Source organism: Kitasatospora sp. NPDC093558 (assembly GCF_040683475.1).
GTDB lineage: Bacteria > Actinomycetota > Actinomycetes > Streptomycetales > Streptomycetaceae > Kitasatospora.
Genome location: NZ_JBFBDY010000007.1, coordinates 31,865 through 48,631, shown reverse-complemented (window position 1 = coordinate 48,631; position 16,767 = coordinate 31,865). Strand labels below are relative to the sequence as shown.

Annotated in this window: 20 protein-coding genes; 7 read left to right on the top strand and 13 right to left on the bottom strand. The window is 74.6% G+C overall.

Annotation, left to right across the window (positions count from 1 at the left end; all coding sequences use genetic code 11):
• From AB0O00_RS01870 to AB0O00_RS01855, 4 genes are all read left to right on the top strand, one after another.
• On the top strand, positions 1–870 hold an 870-nt coding region (locus tag AB0O00_RS01870), incomplete at its 5' end, for a glycosyl hydrolase family 65 protein (protein WP_363648038.1).
• 112 nt (positions 871–982) lie between these two features.
• Entirely contained in the window at positions 983–2,716 is a 1,734-nt protein-coding gene (locus AB0O00_RS01865; RefSeq protein ID WP_363648036.1) for a pyruvate dehydrogenase, read from the top strand.
• Between the two features lie 78 nt (positions 2,717–2,794).
• A complete protein-coding gene (locus AB0O00_RS01860) occupies positions 2,795–3,430 on the top strand; it encodes an XRE family transcriptional regulator (RefSeq protein ID WP_363648034.1) in 636 nt (211 codons plus the stop codon).
• Between the two features lie 10 nt (positions 3,431–3,440).
• Positions 3,441–3,614 (top strand): DUF6126 family protein, encoded by a 174-nt coding sequence (locus AB0O00_RS01855; RefSeq protein ID WP_363648032.1) that lies wholly within the window; start codon positions 3,441–3,443, stop codon positions 3,612–3,614.
• Positions 3,615–3,645: 31 nt separating this feature from the next.
• On the opposite strand, the gene AB0O00_RS01850 is transcribed toward AB0O00_RS01855, so the two are convergent.
• The 3 genes from AB0O00_RS01850 to AB0O00_RS01840 all read right to left on the bottom strand — a co-directional run bounded on the left by AB0O00_RS01850 (position 3,646) and on the right by AB0O00_RS01840 (position 6,668).
• The gene (locus tag AB0O00_RS01850) at positions 3,646–5,073 is read right to left on the bottom strand and encodes a PLP-dependent aminotransferase family protein (protein WP_363648030.1); all 1,428 of its coding nucleotides are present in this window, start codon (positions 5,071–5,073) and stop codon (positions 3,646–3,648) included.
• Positions 5,074–5,081: 8 nt separating this feature from the next.
• Positions 5,082–5,612, bottom strand: coding sequence for an STM3941 family protein (locus tag AB0O00_RS01845; protein WP_363648028.1), 531 nt, complete (start codon positions 5,610–5,612; stop codon positions 5,082–5,084).
• Between the two features lie 318 nt (positions 5,613–5,930).
• A complete protein-coding gene (locus AB0O00_RS01840; RefSeq protein ID WP_363648026.1) occupies positions 5,931–6,668 on the bottom strand; it encodes a glucose 1-dehydrogenase in 738 nt (245 codons plus the stop codon).
• Between the two features lie 57 nt (positions 6,669–6,725).
• Between AB0O00_RS01840 and AB0O00_RS01835 the strand changes: the two genes are divergently transcribed.
• Positions 6,726–7,415 carry an alpha/beta fold hydrolase gene (locus AB0O00_RS01835; protein ID WP_363648024.1) on the top strand — a complete coding sequence of 230 codons (690 nt, stop codon included), beginning with the start codon at positions 6,726–6,728 and terminating at the stop codon, positions 7,413–7,415.
• Positions 7,416–7,419: 4 nt separating this feature from the next.
• Here AB0O00_RS01835 and AB0O00_RS01830 read toward each other — a convergent pair whose 3' ends face one another.
• The 3 genes from AB0O00_RS01830 to AB0O00_RS01820 form a co-directional block, all read right to left on the bottom strand.
• Complete coding sequence (locus AB0O00_RS01830) at positions 7,420–8,340, bottom strand: undecaprenyl-diphosphate phosphatase (protein ID WP_363648023.1); 921 nt, start codon at positions 8,338–8,340, stop codon at positions 7,420–7,422.
• A 90-nt stretch (positions 8,341–8,430) separates the two neighbouring features.
• Positions 8,431–8,625 carry a hypothetical protein gene (locus AB0O00_RS01825; RefSeq protein WP_363648022.1) on the bottom strand — a complete coding sequence of 65 codons (195 nt, stop codon included), beginning with the start codon at positions 8,623–8,625 and terminating at the stop codon, positions 8,431–8,433.
• A gap of 81 nt (positions 8,626–8,706) precedes the next feature.
• Positions 8,707–9,489, bottom strand: a complete 783-nt coding sequence (locus AB0O00_RS01820) for an NRDE family protein (protein WP_363648021.1) — start codon at positions 9,487–9,489, stop codon at positions 8,707–8,709.
• Positions 9,490–9,644: 155 nt separating this feature from the next.
• Here AB0O00_RS01820 and AB0O00_RS01815 point away from each other — a divergent pair, with 155 nt between their 5' ends.
• Together AB0O00_RS01815 and AB0O00_RS01810 are read left to right on the top strand one after the other, a co-directional pair.
• Positions 9,645–10,136, top strand: coding sequence for a carboxymuconolactone decarboxylase family protein (locus AB0O00_RS01815; protein WP_363648019.1), 492 nt, complete (start codon positions 9,645–9,647; stop codon positions 10,134–10,136).
• Positions 10,137–10,147: 11 nt separating this feature from the next.
• Positions 10,148–10,957, top strand: coding sequence for an isocitrate lyase/phosphoenolpyruvate mutase family protein (locus tag AB0O00_RS01810; RefSeq protein ID WP_363648017.1), 810 nt, complete (start codon positions 10,148–10,150; stop codon positions 10,955–10,957).
• Between the two features lie 46 nt (positions 10,958–11,003).
• Here AB0O00_RS01810 and AB0O00_RS01805 read toward each other — a convergent pair whose 3' ends face one another.
• Genes AB0O00_RS01805 through AB0O00_RS01775 form a run of 7 tightly spaced genes read right to left on the bottom strand, consistent with a single transcriptional unit; the run spans position 11,004 to position 16,562 of the window.
• Positions 11,004–11,261 (bottom strand): hypothetical protein, encoded by a 258-nt coding sequence (locus AB0O00_RS01805; protein WP_363648015.1) that lies wholly within the window; start codon positions 11,259–11,261, stop codon positions 11,004–11,006.
• Positions 11,262–11,304: 43 nt separating this feature from the next.
• Positions 11,305–12,411 (bottom strand): cytochrome P450, encoded by a 1,107-nt coding sequence (locus tag AB0O00_RS01800; RefSeq protein WP_363648013.1) that lies wholly within the window; start codon positions 12,409–12,411, stop codon positions 11,305–11,307.
• Positions 12,375–13,823 carry a cytochrome P450 gene (locus tag AB0O00_RS01795; RefSeq protein WP_363648011.1) on the bottom strand — a complete coding sequence of 483 codons (1,449 nt, stop codon included), beginning with the start codon at positions 13,821–13,823 and terminating at the stop codon, positions 12,375–12,377. Before AB0O00_RS01795 ends, AB0O00_RS01800 begins: the two co-directional genes overlap by 37 nt.
• On the bottom strand, positions 13,820–14,449 hold the full coding sequence (locus AB0O00_RS01790; RefSeq protein WP_363648009.1) for an ATP/GTP-binding protein: 630 nt from the start codon (positions 14,447–14,449) through the stop codon (positions 13,820–13,822). The genes AB0O00_RS01795 and AB0O00_RS01790 overlap by 4 nt, the downstream gene beginning before the upstream one ends.
• Positions 14,427–14,774, bottom strand: coding sequence for a DUF742 domain-containing protein (locus tag AB0O00_RS01785; RefSeq protein ID WP_363648007.1), 348 nt, complete (start codon positions 14,772–14,774; stop codon positions 14,427–14,429). The genes AB0O00_RS01790 and AB0O00_RS01785 overlap by 23 nt, the downstream gene beginning before the upstream one ends.
• Positions 14,771–15,184 carry a roadblock/LC7 domain-containing protein gene (locus tag AB0O00_RS01780; protein ID WP_363648005.1) on the bottom strand — a complete coding sequence of 138 codons (414 nt, stop codon included), beginning with the start codon at positions 15,182–15,184 and terminating at the stop codon, positions 14,771–14,773. The genes AB0O00_RS01785 and AB0O00_RS01780 overlap by 4 nt, the downstream gene beginning before the upstream one ends.
• Positions 15,168–16,562: a sensor histidine kinase gene (locus AB0O00_RS01775; protein ID WP_363648042.1), complete on the bottom strand. Its 1,395-nt coding sequence runs from the start codon at positions 16,560–16,562 to the stop codon at positions 15,168–15,170. The genes AB0O00_RS01780 and AB0O00_RS01775 overlap by 17 nt, the downstream gene beginning before the upstream one ends.
• Positions 16,563–16,767 lie beyond the last annotated feature (205 nt).

Genomic DNA, 16,767 nt, shown 5'->3' with positions numbered 1-16,767 from the left:
GCCGCCGGCCGCCACCCCCGGGAGGCCGGCGCCCTCGGCGTCGACACCGAGGAGACCGCCGCCTGGCGCGACGCCGCCGCCGCGATGTACGTCCCGTACGACGAGAGCCTCGGCGTCCACCCCCAGGCCGACGGCTTCACCCACCACCAGGTCTGGGACTTCGAGCGCACCCCGCCCGAGAAGTACCCGCTGCTGCTCCACTACCCGTACTTCGACCTCTACCGGAAGCAGGTCGTCAAACAGGCCGACCTCGTCCTCGCCATGCAGGTCCGCGGCGACGCCTTCACCGACGAGCAGAAGGCCCGCAACTTCGCCTACTACGAGCGCCTCACCGTCCGCGACTCCTCCCTGTCCGCCTGCACCCAGGCCGTCATCGCCGCCGAGGTCGGCCAGCTCGACCTCGCGTACGACTACACCGCCGAAGCCGCCCTCATGGACCTCCACGACCTCGGCGGCAACACCCGCGACGGCCTCCACATGGCCTCCCTCGCCGGGGCCTGCATCGCCCTCGTGGCCGGCCTCGGCGGCCTGCGCGACCACGGCGAGACGCTTTCCTTCCGGCCCCGGTTGCCCGCCGGGCTCACCAAGCTCGGCTTCTCGCTGCTGGTCCGCGGCATGCTGCTCGGCGTCGAGATCACCCACGACGGGACGACGTACACGCTGCGCCGCGGCGAGGCCATGCACGTGCGGCACGACGGCGAGACGGTCCAGCTCAAGGCCGAGGAGCCGGTCACGCTCCCGACCACCGTCCCGCCCACCCAGGAGCGCTGCGCCCAGCCCCCCGGCCGCGAACCCGCCCGTCGCCAGCCCCAGGCCGGCCTCGCCGCCGGCAAGCTCGGCCAGAGCCCCGACCACCTGGCCGCGGAGTAGCGGCAGTTCACCTCCACCATCACTCGTTCGGCTCACCGGCCGTGCGGCTCGCCGGCTCTCCCCGGAGGGTGCAGGTGACCCCTGTCAGCTGCCCCAGCGAAGGAGCGCACCCGTGGCGAGCGTGGCCGAACAGATGGTGGAGGTGCTCCGGCAGGCCGGTGTGCAGCGGGTCTACGGCGTGGTCGGCGACAGCCTCAACCCGGTCGTCGACGCCATCCGCCGGGCGGAGGGCATCAGTTGGGTGCACGTCCGCAACGAGGAGGCCGGTGCCTTCGCCGCCGCGGCCGAGGCCGAGCTCAGCGGCGGGCTCGCCGTCTGCGCCGGCTCCTGCGGCCCCGGCAACACCCACCTCGTCCAAGGCCTGTACGACGCCCAGCGCAGCGGCCTGCCCGTCCTCGCGCTGGCCTCGCACATCCCGTCCGGGCAGATCGGCACCGGTTTCTTCCAGGAGACCCACCCCGAGCGGGTGTTCACCGACTGCAGCAGCTGGTGCGAGATGCTCTCGGCCCCCGCCCAGTTGCCCCGCCTGCTGCGGATCGCGATCCAGCACGCGCTCGGCGCCCGCGGCGTCTCCGTCCTCGCCTTCCCCGGCGACGTCGCCGCGCTGCCCGCGGCCCGCCCGACCGGCAGCGGCCACTTCCTGACCGAGCAGGCCGTCGCCGCCCCGCCCTGGTCCCAGGTGCAGGCGCTCGCCGAACTGCTCAACTCGGCCCGCCGGGTGGCCCTCTTCTGCGGCGCCGGCGTCCGGGACGCGCACGCCGAGGTGCTGGCCGTGGCGGAGGCCCTGCACGCGCCGGTGGGCCACTCGCTGCGCGGCAAGGAGTGGATCCAGCACGACAACCCGTACGACGTCGGGATGAGCGGCCTGCTCGGCTACGGTGCCTGCCACGAGGCCCTGCACGGCGCGGACCTGGTGGTGCTGCTCGGCACCGACTTCCCGTACGACGCGTTCCTCCCGCAGGCCCGCACCGTCCAGGTCGACCACGACGCCACCCGCCTGGGCCGCCGGACCGTCCTGGAACTGGCCGTCCACGGGGACGTCGCCGCGACCCTGCGGGCCGTCCTGCCGCTGCTGGAGCCGAAGGAGGACCGGTCGTTCCTGGACGAGATGCTGCGCAAGCACTGCAAGGCGCTGGAGGACGTCGTCGGCGCCTACACCCGGGACATCGAGCGGCACCTGCCGATCCACCCCGAGTACGTCGCCTCGGTGCTCGACGACGTTGCCGCCCACGACGCGGTGTTCACCGTGGACACCGGCATGAACAACGTCTGGGCCGCCCGCTATCTGCAGCCCAACGGCCGCCGCCGGGTGATCGGCTCCTTCCTGCACGGCTCGATGGCCAACGCCCTGCCGCACGCGATCGGCGCCCAACTCGCCTGCCCGGGGCGGCAGGTGATCGCGATGGCGGGCGACGGCGGGATCGGCATGCTGCTCGGCGAGCTGCTCACGGTGGCCAAGCACCGGCTGCCGGTGAAGACCGTGGTCTTCAACAACGGCGCGCTCGGCATGATCAAGCTGGAGATGCTCGTCTCCGGCTACCCCGAGTGGGAGATCGACAACGGCGACGTGGACTACGCCGGGATCGCGCGGGCGATGGGCATCCCGGCCAAGCGGGTGACCGACCCCGCCCGTGTGCGGGAGGTGCTGTCCGAGGCGCTGGAGCGGCCCGGACCCGCGCTGGTGGACGTCGTCACCGACCCGAACGCGCTCTCCATCCCGCCGCACATCACCGCCGCCCAGCTGAAGGGCTTCGCGCTGGCGGCCGGGCGCACGGTGCTCTCCGGCGGCGTGGGGCGCATGATCGACCTCGCCCGGAGCAACCTGCGCAACATCCCGCGGCCCTGATCCGGCGGTTTTGTTCCGCGGTTTTGCCTGGGAGGCAAGTTTCTTGCCCGTGCGGCACACGAGGTGTCCACTGGTCACATGACCACCAGCCCCGCCGGCGCCCGCGCCGCAGGCGAGCAGCTCGACGACCAGGAGGTCGCCGGCCTCGCCGCCCGGCTCCGCGAGCACCGGCTCGCCAGCCGCCTCACCCTGGAGGTGGCGGCCGCCCGGGTCGGACTGTCCCCAGCCTATCTGTCCCGGCTGGAGACCGGCCGGCGCCAGCCCTCGCTGCCCGTCCTGCTCGGCCTCGCCCGCGCCTACGGCACGTCCGTCTCCGGGCTGCTCGGCGAGGCGATGACCGAGCCCGACCCGGTGGTGCGCGGCGGCGTCATCGAGCCCGGACGGGCCGGCGGCTGGGGCTACCGGCGGGCCGGCGCCCGCGGCCGGGCGATGCAGGCCCTGCGGGTTCACGTGCCGCCCGGCGTGCAGGACGCCGTCGTCCGGGTCCACCCGGGCGAGGAGTGGCTGTGCGTGCTCCAGGGCGCGCTGCGGCTGACCCTCGGCGACCGCGTCCACCACCTGGCCGTCGGCGACTCCGCCCACTTCGACTCGCTCACCCCGCACTGCATCGCCGCCGAATCGGCGCACGGGGTCGAGCTGCTCTTCGTCCACACCCTGCTGCAGAGCCCCGGTGGCGAACTCTGCCTCGGCGGCGGCCCTGCCGCACCGCACTGAGGAGACAACCATGGCCGCTGACCCGAGCACCCACACCTCGACCCCCGCTGCCCCCAAGACCATCGACGCCGGCAAGTGGGCCAACCGCCGCGTCGCCGTCCGCCTGATCATCTACACGGCCGGCATCCACGCCTTCGCGGGCTTCATCATGCTGCTGTTCGAACTGGGCGGCCGCAACAAGTAGTCGGTCTCCCCGCAGGGCCGTCACGCCCCCTTCACGTGCCGCGCAGCACCCTGCACAGCGCCTCCAGCGCCGCCGTGAACGCGTGCTCCGGCGGCGTCCCGTACCCGATCACCAGCGACGGCGGGCCGCTCGCGGCGGTCCCGTCCGCCCGGTGCCACGAGAGCCCGTTGAGCGCCACCCCGGCCGCCGCCGCCCGCGCCAGGAGCTCGGCCTCGGACGGCCCGTCCGCCGGCAGCTGCAGCACCGCGTGCAGGCCCGCCGCGATGCCGGTGACCCGGACGTGCGGGGCGTGCTCGGCGAGGGCGGCGACCAGCCGGTCCCGGCGGCGGCGGTAGTGCAGCCGGCAGCGCCGCACGTGCCGGTCGTACGTCCCGGAGACGATCAGTTCGGCGAGCGTCAGCTGGTCGAGCACCGGCGACGTGTGGTCGGCCAGCCGCTTCAGCCGGGACACCGGTTCGACGAGCGCGTCCGGCAGGGCGAGCCACGCGAGCCGCAGGCCCGGCGCGAGGCTCTTGGCGGCCGTCCCGGCGTACACCACGCGCTCGGGGTCGAGCGCCTGCATCGCGCCGAGCGGCTGCCGGTCGTAGCGGAACTCGCCGTCGTAGTCGTCCTCGATGACGTACCCGTCGTGCTCGCGCGCCCACCGCACCGCCGTCGCCCGCCGGTCGGCGGCCAGCGGCGTGCCGGTGGGGAACTGGTGCGCGGGGGTGAGCAGCACGGCCCCGACCCGGTCGTCGAGCAGGTCCGTCCTGGCCCCGGCCTCGTCGAGCGGGAGCGGCACGGTCGCGAGCCCGGCGGCGTGGGCGGTGTCGAGCTGCGGCGGCAGGCCGTACTCCTCGACGGCGAGCGCGCCGGCCCCGCGCTCCCGCAGGGCCGCGCAGAGCAGCCCGAGGCCCTGCGTCACGCCGCCGCACACCAGCAGGCGGTCGGGGTCGGTGCGGACCCCGCGGACGCGCGCCAGGTAGTGGGCGAGCGCCTCCCGCAGTTCGGGGCGCCCGAGCGGCGAGCCGTACCCGAGGACCTCGTGCGGGGCGGTGGCGAGCGCGCGGCGGGCGGCGGCGAGCCAGGCGGTGCGGGGGAAGAGCGACAGGTCGGGCCGGCCGGACATCAGGTCGTGCCGCGGGGCCGGGCGTTCGCGCGCCGGGCGGGACGCCGCCCGCCCCCAGTCGCCGGCTGGGGGGACCCCCATCGCGACGGTCGTGCCGGAGCCCTGCCGGGAGGTGAGCCAGCCCTCGCCGGTGAGCTGCCCGTACGCCTCCACGACGGTGTTGCGGGCGATCCCGAGGTCCTCCCCGAGCGCCCGGGAGGACGGCAGCCGGGTGCCGGGGGCGAGCCTGCCGTCCTGGACGGCCTCGCGCAGCGCGTCCTCCAGGGCGGCCCGCAGCCCGGCCCCGGCGGCGCGCCGCCCGGTGAGGTCGAGGTGCAGGTCGCCGCCGAACGCGCTCCACGAAGTGCTCATCGACGGGATTATCCCGCGCTGCCGCCGAGCCGGGGGTGGTGGCGGTGGACGGCCGCGAGGACTTCTTCGAGCGGGACGGGGAGGGTGTTGGCGGCGATGTTCGCCGGTCCGCACCCGAGGGAGCGGTTGAGGCCGGCGCCGGCGCGGACGAGCCGGGGCGCGCGGGCCAGGTAGGCGGCGGGGTCGGCCAGGACGACCTCGATCATCCGCTGGGTGCTGCCGCGGACGGTCATCGTGCGGACCCGCACGGCGGTGACCTCGGTCCAGGCGATGCGGCCGAGCTGGACGTGCTCCAGGCCGTGGGCGTCCAGCACCAGTTCGGGCCTGTTGCGGACGAGGCGGACGGCGAGCAGGACTGCGGCGGCACCGAAGAACGGCACGGCCAGGGCGCCGCCGATCAGCCCCTTGAGGGTGTCGTGCTGCCAGAGCAGCAGCGCGCCGACGACGGTGAAGGCGACCGCGCCGAGCAGCAGGAGGACCGTCTTGCGTCTCGCCTGCGCGTAGACGGTCGGGGAAAGGGACGTCGTTTCGTTGATCACGGCCGGTCACGCTAGCGGCCTGCCTCGTCCCGGCCTGCCCCGGGTGGGCTGGTCGGCGCCTGCCGGCCAACCAACGGCCCCCGCCGGGCGCGGCTCCGCAGGCTGGCGCCGCTTCGCCTCGCACGGTGACGCTTGCCTCGCGCCGCCCAGCCCGGGCCGCCGCCTCGCGCTGCACCGCCTTGCGCGGCACCCCGCCATCCCGCTCCGCCGGGCTCGGCTCCGCCGGCTCGCGCCGCTTCGACTTGCGCCGCCTCGCCTCTCGCCCGGCGCTACCCCGCCCCGCGCGGCACCTCGCCGTCCCGCCCCGCGCCCCTCACTTCACCCCAGGCCGCCCGTGGCGCGGATGTTCTGGCCGGTGATCCAGCGGCCGTCCGGGCCGGCGAGGAAGGCGACGACGTCGGCGATGTCGGCGGGGTCGCCGAGGCGGCGCAGGGGGGTGATCGCGGCGGCGCGGTCCAGGGCCTCGGGCGGGTTGGTGCCGCGCAGGAGGTCGGTGTCGGTGGCGCCGGGGGAGACGGTGTTGACGGTGATGCCGCGCGGGCCGAGCTCGACCGCGGCGATGGCCGTGAGCTGCTCCACGGCGCCCTTGCTGGCCGCGTAGGAGGCGATGCCGGGGCCGGGGCGGGCGGTGTTCATGGTGGAGATGTTGACGATCCGTCCGCCGTCTCGCATCCGCCGGGCCGCGTAGCGGGTGGTGACGAAGACGGACCGGGTGTTGACCGCCATGATCGCGTCGAAGGTCTCGTCGTCGGTCTCGGCGAGCGGGGTGGGCGTGAAGGCCCTGGCGGCGTTGTTGACGAGGATGTCGAGGCCGCCCAGGTGCTCCTCCGCCGCGGCCATGAGCCGTTCGGCGGCGCCGGGTTCGCCCAGGTCGGCCCGCAGTGCCAAGGCCCGTCCGCCGCCCTCCGAGACGGTCCGGACGACGTCCGCCGCGGCGGCCTCGTTGCCGGCGTACGTGAGGACGACGTGGGCGCCGTCCCGGGCCAGCCGTTCGACGATCGCCCGTCCGATGCCGCGCGAGCCGCCCGTGACGACCGCCGTCCTGCCCTTCAGCACTGCTTCCCCCGATGCTCAGCCGTTGTGATGTCCCATCTTCGCGCTACCGTGCCGCCCATGGCGAACTATGTACTCGTGGCAGGCGCGTGGCTCGGCGCGTGGGCGTGGGACGAGGTGGCGGCGGAGCTGCGCGCGGCGGGGCACGGGGCCTACCCGCTGACGCTCTCCGGGCTCGCGGAGAAGCGGGACGAGGCCCCGGCCGGGCAGGAGGCCCACGTGCGGGACATCGTGGACGAGATCGAGCGGCTCGACCTGCGCGACGTCGTCCTGGTGGGGCACAGCTACTCGGGCATCCCGGTGGGCCAGGCCGCCGAGCGGATCGGCGACCGGCTGGCTCGGGTGGTGTTCGTGGACGCCAACGTCCCCCGGGACGGCGAGTCGTTCGTCTCGGCGGGCGGGAACGGCCAGGAGGTGGCGGTGGCCATCGCGAAGAACGACGGCTTCTGGCCGCCGCTCACCGCCGCCGACTTCGAGGGCCAGGGCCTCACCGACGAGCAGGTCGCCCGGATCGTCGCCGGTTCGACGCCGCACCCGGGCGCCTCGCTGACCGAACCGGCCGTGCTGGGCGACGCGTTGCCCGAGCTGCCGGCGACGTACGTCAAGTGCCTGCTGGACTGGCCGGAGCCGTACGGCCGCGCCGCGGAGCTGCTGGAGGGCGAGCACTGGCGGCTGGTCGAACTGGACACCGGACACTGGCCGATGTTCTCGCAGCCGCGCGAACTCGCCCTGGTCCTACAGGAGTTGTAGATCCCTAGAGCGAGAGGTAGACCGCGCTGCCGACGCCGGCCACGAAGCAGTAGATCGCGAACGGCGTCAGGCTGCGGGTCTCGAAGTACTTGGTGAGGAAGCGCACCGACACGTACCCGGCGACGAAGGCGGCGATGCTGCCCGCCACGACCGGGCCGAGGATGTCGGCGTTCTCCGGCTTGAACAGCTCGGGCACCTTGAGCGCCGAGGCGGCGATGATCACCGGGGTGGCGAGCAGGAAGGAGAACCGGGCGGCGTCCTCGTGGTGCAGTCCGCGCAGGATGCCGGCGCTCATGGTGACGCCGGAGCGGCTGATGCCGGGGAACAGGGCGAGGATCTGGGCGGCGCCGATCCAGGTGCCCTGGAGGAAGCTCAGCCGGGCGAGCCGGTGGTCGGAGGCGATCGCCGGGTCGAGTCCGGGCTCGTCGGAGACCGGGGCGGCGTGGCCGGCCCGTCGGCGGCCGGTGCCGCCGCGCTTGAGGCGCTCGGCGCCGAGCAGCACGAGCCCGTTGAGGGCGAGGAAGACCGCGGCCGGGATCGGCTTGCCGAGGGCGTTGCGCAGGGCCTTCTCGAAGGCGAGGCCGGCGATGCCGACGGGGATGGTGGAGATGATGAGCAGCCAGGCGAGCTTCTCGTTGCGGGTCTCGATCCGGCGGTGGCGGATCGAGCTGAACAGGCCGCCGATGACCCGGAGCCAGTCCTTGTAGAAGAAGACCACCAGCGCGAGCGCGGTGGCGAGGTGCAGGCCGACCAGCACGGAGAGGTACGGCGATCCTTCGGCGGTCATGTCCAGGTCGTGCTGGATCTTCCCGCCGATGATCGCCGGCAGCAGGATGCTGTGGCCCAGGCTGGAGACCGGGAAGAGTTCCGTCACACCCTGCAGCAGGCCGACGCCTATCGCTTCCGGGTAGGTCAGGGTGGACATCGCACACCTTCGCTCGGGGATCTGATCAGGGGGAGCCCCGGCGAAGCTACTACGGGGATGTAGACGCCCGGCAGGCCTGCAGCCGGAAATTCATCGAGTGGACGCCTCGGCGAAACCCGGGCCGTGGGCGAGCAGCACGTGCACCCACACGGCGAGCAGCACGCCGGACGACACCGCCCGCTCGGCGGCGTGGCTGAGCGCCAGCGCGGCGCCGGCGGCGACGAGCGCGGTGCCGGCCACCAGGGCGGCGGCGGCCGCCACGTCCGCGGGGCGTCGGTGGTTCATCGTGGTCCTCCCTCGGGGTCGACGGAGGACCACGATGCAACCTCCCGTTGCGGCAGGTTCAAGCGCTTTCCAGGGTCCCGTTCAGCCGAGCGGCACCCGCCGCCACGCCGCGCCCCCGGCGGGCACCGGGGCCGGCCCGAAGTCGTAGCGCAGCAGCTCCGGCCCGAGCGCGAGCAGCGAGATCGAGGACGAGCCCCAGATCCGTCCGTCGCCGAAGTCGCGCCGCTGGACGAGCGCCGCGTCGTCGTCCGGCGCGAGCCCGTCCCCGGAGACGATCGGCAGCCAGGCGCCCCACGCGTCCTCGGTGGTCCCGTCGTCGCCGGGCTCGGGCCGGGGCGCGGCCTCGAAGCGGGGCCGGAAGTGGGCGGCGCGGGCGGCCATGACGGCGCGGATCCGCTCCGAGGTGGTCCGGCTGTCGGCGAGGCCCTCCAGCCCGTCGTTGAGCACGACGCTCAGGCCGGTGGGCAGGTCGCGCTCGACCAGCCGCCCGTCGCCCCAGCTGGCGACCCGGGCGCCGGCGGGCCCGGCCAGCACGAGGTGGAACGGGTCGTACGGGGTGAGGTCGAGGTGGCCGATGCCGCCCTCGCGCACGGCGGTGAGCGGCAGTTCGCCGCGGGAGAGCCTGGTCCCGGCGGGGGCGAGCGGCCCGAAGCCGTTGAGCAGGCACGCGGCCGTGCGCCGCGCGGGGTCGACGGCGAGCCAGGTGCCGCCGGCGGCGAGGTCCTGCCCGCCGACGAGTTCGGGCCGGTCGGGCCAGTGGTGGGCCGGCGGCAGCCAGCGGCGCCCGAGGTACTCGTCCCGGACGGAGAGGAGCAGGACGGGGACCGCCGCCCCCGGCTCGATGCTGACGAACGCCGTACACACGATCCCTGACCCCCGTACGCTGATCTCGCCCTTCCCAGCGATCCTCGCACGTGCGTTCGCCGGTCGGAATGGCCGGAGACCGCGGAAGTGGCCCAAGAACACCAGCGGTGAATGCACCAGGACGGGGGGCCACTCCGTTCCTTAGGCTGGTGATCATGACGACGACGAACGAGACCGCAGGAACCGCCGACGCACCGGTCCCCGCCCCCGCCCAGCGCCTCGCGATGCACCGGCTCGCCCCCGAGTACTACAGCGCGATGATCGCCGTGGACCGCGCCTCCAGGACCGGCCTCGACCCCCGGATCGCCGAGCTGGTCAAGGTCCACGCCTCGATGATCAACGGCTGCGCCTTCTGCATCGACATGCACTCCACCGACGCCGCCAAGAACGGCGAGCAGAACCACCGCCTGCTCTCGCTCCCGGCCTGGCGCGAGACCCCGTGGTTCACCGCGAAGGAGCGCGCCGCCCTGGCGCTCACCGAGTCCGTCACCCTGCTGACCCAGGGTCACGTGCCGGACGCCGTGTACGACGAGGCCGCCGCGCACTTCGAGGAGGCCGAGCTCGCCCAGCTGATCGCCCTGATCGCCACCATCAACGCCTGGAACCGGATCGGCGTGACCACGCGCCTCAGCCCGGCCGCGAAGTGAGGGGGACCGCCGTGACCACGCAGCAGGAGAAGGCCCGCGCCCTGCACGAGCTGCACCGCCGGGGCGAGCCGCTCGTGCTCGCCAACGCCTGGGACGCGGTGAGCGCCCGCCTGGTCGCCGGCGCCGGTGCCCGGGCCGTCGCGACGGCCAGCGCGAGCGTCTCCTGGACGCTCGGCAGCCCGGACGGCGGCGGAGCCGACCGCGACCTGGTGCTGGCGCAGACCGCGCTGGTCGTCCGCTCGGTGGAACTGCCGGTCACGGCCGACCTGGAGAGCGGTTACGCGGACAGTGCCGCCGGGGTCGGCGAGACGGTGACGGCGCTGATCGGCACCGGCGCGGTGGGCGTGAATCTGGAGGACGACGGCCGGCCGATCGACGAGGCGGCCGAGCGGATCGCGGCGGCCCGGGCGGCGGCGGACGCGGCCGGCGTGCCGTTGTTCGTGAACGCGCGGACCGACGTCTTCCTGCACCAGCTCGGCGAGCCCGAGGGCCGGTTGGACGAGTCGGTGCGCCGCCTGCGCGCCTACGTCGAGGCCGGCGCGGACGGCGTCTTCGCGCCCGGCGCGTTCGACCGGGAGACGATCGCCGCACTGGTCGAGGCGGTGCCCGCCCCGCTCAACGTGCTGGCCGGGCCCGGCGCCCTGTCCGTCCCGGAGCTGGCGAAGCTCGGCGTCGCCCGGATCAGCCTCGGCCCCGGCCTCGCCAAGGTGGCGTTCGCGGCGGTCCGCCGGGCCGCCGAGGAGGTGTACGCGAGCGGCACGTACACCGCCCTCGACGGCGGGCTGACCTACCCGGAGCTCAACGGGCTCTTCCAATCCTGAGCGTCTCTACGGACGACGGCGGACGGGCTGACCGCACGGGGGTCGGTCAGCCGATCTGCCCGCTGAGCCCGGGGTGCGTCATCTGGTTGGTCCCGATCTTCTCCACCTCCTGGGCGCTGTGTCCGACCACCGGCAGCTGGCCGGCGGTGTGGATGGCGAGGTCGGCGGGGGAGAGGGTGAGCCCGTCGGTGAGGCCGCCGGTGGCGTCCGGGGAGGCGGCGGTCTGACTGGTGGCGGAGGCGGCGGGCGCGGCGAGGGCGAGGCCCGCCATGGTGAGGGCGGCCAGGGTGGCGAGTTTCTTCATGCCCTGCCGAACGACCCGGGCCGCCCTCGGGTAACCGGACGGCTCAGACCGTCACCCTCAGGGTCCGCACGCTGTTGCTGATGAACGAGGCGATCGGCTCCGGCTCCGCGTCCTGCGCGAGGGCGAGGCCGGGGAACCGCCCGAACAGGTGGCGCAGCGCGGTCTCCGCCTCCAGCCGGGCCAGCCCCGAGCCGAGGCAGAAGTGCGGCCCGTGCCCGAGCGACAGGTGCCGGTTGGGCCGCCGGGTGACGTCGAAGGCGTCGGCGTCCTCGTGGTGCCCGCAGTCGCGCCCCGCCGCCGCGTACGAGGCGAGCAGCGCCTCGCCGCGCCGGATCATCACGTCGCCGACCTCGATGTCCTCGATCGCGTACCGCAGCGGGAACTGCCCGACCGGCGAGTCGTAGCGCAGCGTCTCCTCGACCACCGCCGACCACGGCTGCTCGCCGTCCAGCACCAGCCGCAGCTGTTCCGGGTGGGCCAGCAGGGCGCGGACGGCGTTGGTGATCAGGTTGAGCGTGGTCTCGTGCCCGGCGACGAGCATCAGCAGCAGCGTGCCGACGAGTTCGGCCTCGCTGAGCCGGTCCTGGGCCTCGCGCGCGGCGATCAGGTCGCTGGTCAGGTCGTCGCCGGGCTCGGCCCGCTTGGCCGCGACGACCGAGCCGAGCAGCGCGTTCAGGCCCTGCTGCGCGGCGACGGCCGCCGCCGGGGTGGCCGCGCTGGAGACGAGCGTGTCGGACAGCTCGTGGAGTTCGTCCTGCTGCTCGACGGCGAGGCCGAGCAGTTCGCCGATCACCTGCATGGGCAGCGGGTACGCGAAGTGCGCGCGCAGGTCGAACGGGCCCTCCAGCTCGGCGACGGCGTCGAGCAGGGCGACGGTCCGCGCCTCGATCGCGGGAGCCAGGTCGGCGATCCGGCGCGGCGTGAAGGCCTGGCTGACGAGCCCGCGCAGCCGCCGGTGGTCGTCGCCGTCGGCGGTGACCATGCCGGGCACGGTGACGAAGTTGAGCAGCGGCCACCCCTGCGGCAGCCGGCCCTCCCGGAACTCCGTCCACAGCCGGGCGTTCTTGCCGACGCGCGGATCGGCGAGCAGCGCCTGGAGCGTGTCGTGGTGGGTTATCGCCCAGACCACCACCCCGCCAGGGAGCTCCACCAGGACCGCCGGGCCGGCGTCCCTGAGCCGGGCGTTCTCGGTGTGCTGGTCCCGTCCGAAGGGGTCGAGTCGGACGGGCCGTGGGCCGGTTCCTCGGGGAGCGTCGGCGGTGTCCATGCGGGCCTCTCGGGGGCGGGCGGTCGGGGCGGGGTGAACGCGCTGTAGAGCACCGGCAGGCTGAGCAGCGCCCGCGACCACGGCGACGGCCGCCAGGCCAGTTCGACCGGCGGGACGGCCAGTTGGAGGTCGGGCAGCCGGTGCAGCAGGGTCTCCACGGCGGTCTCGACGATGATCCGGGCCGGGTGCTGCGCCGGGCAGACGTGCCGGCCGGCGCCCCAGGCCAGGTGGGCGCGGTTGCCGCCGAGCGAGCCGTGCGCGGCGGCGGTGACGCCCTGGGCGGCCGGGTCGGCGTTGGCGGCGGCCAGGCCGAGCACGAGCATGTCCCCGGCGCTGATGTACTGGCCGCCGAGCACGGTGTCGGCGGTGGCCCAGCGGCCGGGGAAGTTCTGCGTCGGCGGGTCGCGCCAGAGCACCTCCTCCAGCGCGTCGGAGACGGTGAGCCGGCCGCCGGTGAGGGTGGCCCGGAAGCGGCGGTCGGTGAGCAGCAGCCGCAGCGTGTTGCCGGTCCAGTTGATGCTGGTCTCGTTGCCCGCGACCAGCAGCACCACCAGGTGGTGCACCGCCTCCTCGTCGGTCAGCCCGGCCGGGTGGGCGAGCAGCCAGGAGGTGAGGTCGGCGCTCGGGGCGGCCCGGCGGCGGCGCACCAGGTCGACCAGGATGGCCTGGAACTCGGCGCTGGCGCGCACCGATTCGGGGCTGCTGTCCACGAAGTGGCTGATCAGCTCGACCAGTCGCGGGCCGGCCGCGGCGGGCAGGCCGACCAGCTGGGTGAAGACCAGCAGCGGCAGCGCGCGGGCGTACTGGGCGATCAGGTCGGCGGTGCCGTCCGGGCCCCAGCTGTCGATGAGCCCGTTGGCGGCCGCCTCGGTGGTGCCGCGCAGCTGGTGGTGGTCGATCTGGGCGAGGGTGTCCGCGACGGCGGCGCGCAGCCGCTGGTGCTCGGCGCCATCCAGGTTGAGCAGGGTGGGGCGCCACGCGGTCATCGGCAGCAGCCGGGAGTCGGCCGCCAGCCGGCCCTCGGCGGGCACCCGCCAGCGGCGCGAGTCCTTGGAGAACAGCGCCTCGTTGCGGGTGAGTTCGAGCAGTTCGGGGTAGCCGAGGACGAGCCAGGCCTCGACCCCGGGCTCCAGCTCGATCGGCGCGACCGGGCCGTAGCGGGCGCGCAGCCGGGCGTACAGGCCGTGCGGGTCGTCGGCGACGGCGGCGCCGTGGAGCGGGGTCAGCGGCACGCCCGCGGGCAGGCCGCCGCCGTGGCCGACGGGGCACCCGGTCGGCTGTTCCGGCGCGGTCATCCCTGGAGCTCCAGGACGGACGTCCGGTGCAGGTGGTCCACGAAGTCGATCAGCAGGTCGTAGGACTGCCGCCGGTCGCGCGCGTCGCAGTACAGGATCGGTACCTCGGGCAGCACGTCGAGCGCCGAGCGCAGCTCCTCCTCCGGGTAACTCGGCGTGTCCGGGAAGACGTTGACGGCCACCGCGAACGGGATCCGCTGCTCCTCCAGCCGGCCGAGCACCTCGAAGCTCTCGTCCGGCCGGCGCAGGTCGACCATCGCGATGGCGCCGAGCGCGCCGCGCGACAGGTCCTCCCACAGCGGCCAGAACCGCTGCTGCCCGGGCGTGCCGAACAGGTACAGCGCGAGCCGGGGGTTGAGCGTGATCCGGCCGAAGTCCAGCGCGACCGTGGTCGTGGTCTTGTCGCCGCGCCCGGTGAGGTCGTCGACGCCGCTGCTCGCGGCCGTCATGGTCTCCTCGGTGCGCAGCGGCGTGATCTCGCTGAGCGAGCCGACCAGCGTGGTCTTGCCGACCCCGAACGGGCCGGTGACCAGGATCTTCACCGCCCCCTGGACGGAGGACGGCAGGTACTGCGGGTCGGCGGGCACCTCGGCGGGCGCGGCTTCAGCGGAGTTGGCGGAGGCCAACGAGCACCTCTTCCAGGAGGGTTGTGGGCAGGCGTTCGGCCTGCGGGACGGGCGGGAGCACCTGCACGGCGCCGAGGTCCCACAGGTCGCCGACCAGCACCTTGACGACGCCGAGCGGCAGCCCCAGGTGGGCCGCCACCTCGGCGATGGACAGCAGGCTGCGGCAGAGGCCGAGGATGCGCCGGTGCTCCCGGTTCAGCAGGGCGTGGTCGGGGAGTTCGGGCGCCTCCGGTAAGGCGCTGACCAGGCTCTCGATCGCCAGCTCGGGCCGGGTGGAGCGGCTGCGGCCGCCGGTGATGACGTACGGGCGGACCGGCCCGTTCACCGCGGGCCCCCCGCCGCGTGGTCGACCCGCGGCGGGCTGGTGAGGTGGGTGCCGATCCGCTCGACCAGGACCTGCATCTGGTAGGCGACCAGCCCGGCGTCCACCGCCTCGCCGGTCACCACGGCCAGGTGCGCGCCGGCCCCGGCGGCGACGATGAACAGGTACCCGCCGCCGTACTCGATGATGATCTGCCGGGTGGCGCTGGCGGGCCCGCCGAAGCCCACCGCGACCCCGCGCGCCAGCGATTGCAGGCCGGAGCAGGCCGCGGCGAGCCGCTCGGCGTCCTCGCGCACGATGCCCGGAGTGCGGCCGATCTCCAGGCCGTCGTTGGAGACGACGACGGCGTGCTGGACCTCGGGCACGGCGACGATGTCGGCGAGGAGCCAGCCGAGGTCAGGGGTGGTGGTCATGGAACTCTCCGGAGCGCTGGGGAAGTCGGGGGGACGCGGGACGGAAGGGGTCGTCGTGGGCCTGGGCCCGGGCGGCCGAGCGGCCGCTGGCGGTGCCGGCCTGGAACATCGCCATGAACGCCTGCGCGTCCCGGGCCGAGCGGTACGGCGGCGCGGGCGGCGGAGGCGGGGGAGCGGCGTGCTGTGCGGCGTTGCCGGCACGGCCGCGCCGGTGGCTCCGGCGGGGCAGCGGCGGCGGGGTCGGGCCGCCCGTGGGGCGGGCGGCCTGGGGGAAATCGGCCGGTGGGAAGTCGGCCTGGGGGAAGTCGGCCGGTGGGAAGTCGGCCTGGGAGAAACCGGCTTGGGAGAAGCCGGCCGAGGGGGGAGGTCCTGCGGGCAGGGGAGCCGTGACCGGCGGGGTGTCCAGCAGGGGGTGGCCGCCCGGCACGGGGGAGTGACGGGGGCCGGCGCCGAACGCCCGGTCGTCCGGCCCGAAGCCGGGGACGGTCGGCGGAAGCGGTTCGGTGAGCAGCGCGTTCGGCAGCAGCACCACGACGCGCACGCCCCCGTACGGGGACGGCGCCGAGCTGAGCGTGACCCGGAAGCCGTACTGCTCGGCGAGCCGGCCCACCGCCGCGAGGCCCAGCTGCGGCACCTCACCCAACCGGGACACCTCCAGCGTGCTGCCGCCGGCCAGCGCGGCGGCGGCCTTGGCGACGGCCTGCTCCGGCATGCCGACGCCGCCGTCGTCGATCTCGATGACGGCGCCGTTGTGCACCGGCATCAGGGTCACGAACACCTGGGTGCTGGGCGGGGAGTAGCGGGTCGCGTTGTCCAGCAGCTCGGCGACGGCGTGGATCAGCGCCTCGGCGGCGGCGCCGACCACGGCGGTCTCGATCCGGCTGCGCACCACGACCCGCTGGAACGGCAGGATGCGCGACTGGGCGCCGCGGACGACGTCCTCCAGCGAGACCGGCTCCGGCCAGTGCCGGCCGGCCCGCGCGCCGCACAGCACGGCCAGGGTCTGGGCCAGCCGGGCCTGTTGGGCCGCGGCGTGGTCGGCCTTGAGCAGGCCCTCCAGCAGCGCGGGGTCGTCGTGGGTGCGCTCCATCTCGTCGAGCAGCGCCTGCTGGTCGTGGGCCATGACGAGGATCCGGCGGGCCACGCTGAGGAAGGCCCGCTGGGTGGAGGCGGTGTGCTCCTGCTCCTGCTGGACGACGGCCAGTTCCTCGCCTCTGCGGGAGAGTTCGGCGGCCAGCTGCTCCTGGAGCCGGGCGACGTCGCGGCGCAGCCGCTCGGCCCGGCGCCGGTGGGTGACGGAGACCGCGTGGTAGCGGGCGGCGGTCACGAGCGCGAGCGCCGCGAGCACGCCGGTTGCCGTTGCGCACCACTGAGTCATCGTCACGCGGCGAATTCTAGGGTGATGATCCTACGAAGGTGTGAACGGATCTCGCCAAGTGACCGGATCTCGTCAATATCCAGTCAATTCGGCGGCAATCCAACCTCGTTCGCTCCCGATCAGGCCGCCGACCGGCCACGCTTCCCTCGCGCTTCCTCCCTACTCGGACACTTCGGACGCGCGCGGCTTGGCCGAGTCGCACCCC

What these genes read in the sequence shown, in the direction of transcription:
- AB0O00_RS01850 (WP_363648030.1), bottom strand. Translation starts at nt 5,073, where the DNA reads ATGAGCACTTCGTGGAGCGCGTTCGGCGGCGACCTGCACCTCGACCTC.
- AB0O00_RS01835 (WP_363648024.1), top strand. Translation starts at nt 6,726, where the DNA reads ATGGCGAACTATGTACTCGTGGCAGGCGCGTGGCTCGGCGCGTGGGCG.
- AB0O00_RS01815 (WP_363648019.1), top strand. Translation starts at nt 9,645, where the DNA reads ATGACGACGACGAACGAGACCGCAGGAACCGCCGACGCACCGGTCCCC.
- AB0O00_RS01805 (WP_363648015.1), bottom strand. Translation starts at nt 11,261, where the DNA reads ATGAAGAAACTCGCCACCCTGGCCGCCCTCACCATGGCGGGCCTCGCC.
- AB0O00_RS01795 (WP_363648011.1), bottom strand. Translation starts at nt 13,823, where the DNA reads ATGACCGCGCCGGAACAGCCGACCGGGTGCCCCGTCGGCCACGGCGGC.
- AB0O00_RS01825 (WP_363648022.1), bottom strand. Translation starts at nt 8,625, where the DNA reads ATGAACCACCGACGCCCCGCGGACGTGGCGGCCGCCGCCGCCCTGGTG.
- AB0O00_RS01780 (WP_363648005.1), bottom strand. Translation starts at nt 15,184, where the DNA reads ATGACCACCACCCCTGACCTCGGCTGGCTCCTCGCCGACATCGTCGCC.
- AB0O00_RS01830 (WP_363648023.1), bottom strand. Translation starts at nt 8,340, where the DNA reads ATGTCCACCCTGACCTACCCGGAAGCGATAGGCGTCGGCCTGCTGCAG.
- AB0O00_RS01855 (WP_363648032.1), top strand. Translation starts at nt 3,441, where the DNA reads ATGGCCGCTGACCCGAGCACCCACACCTCGACCCCCGCTGCCCCCAAG.
- AB0O00_RS01860 (WP_363648034.1), top strand. Translation starts at nt 2,795, where the DNA reads ATGACCACCAGCCCCGCCGGCGCCCGCGCCGCAGGCGAGCAGCTCGAC.
- AB0O00_RS01775 (WP_363648042.1), bottom strand. Translation starts at nt 16,562, where the DNA reads ATGACTCAGTGGTGCGCAACGGCAACCGGCGTGCTCGCGGCGCTCGCG.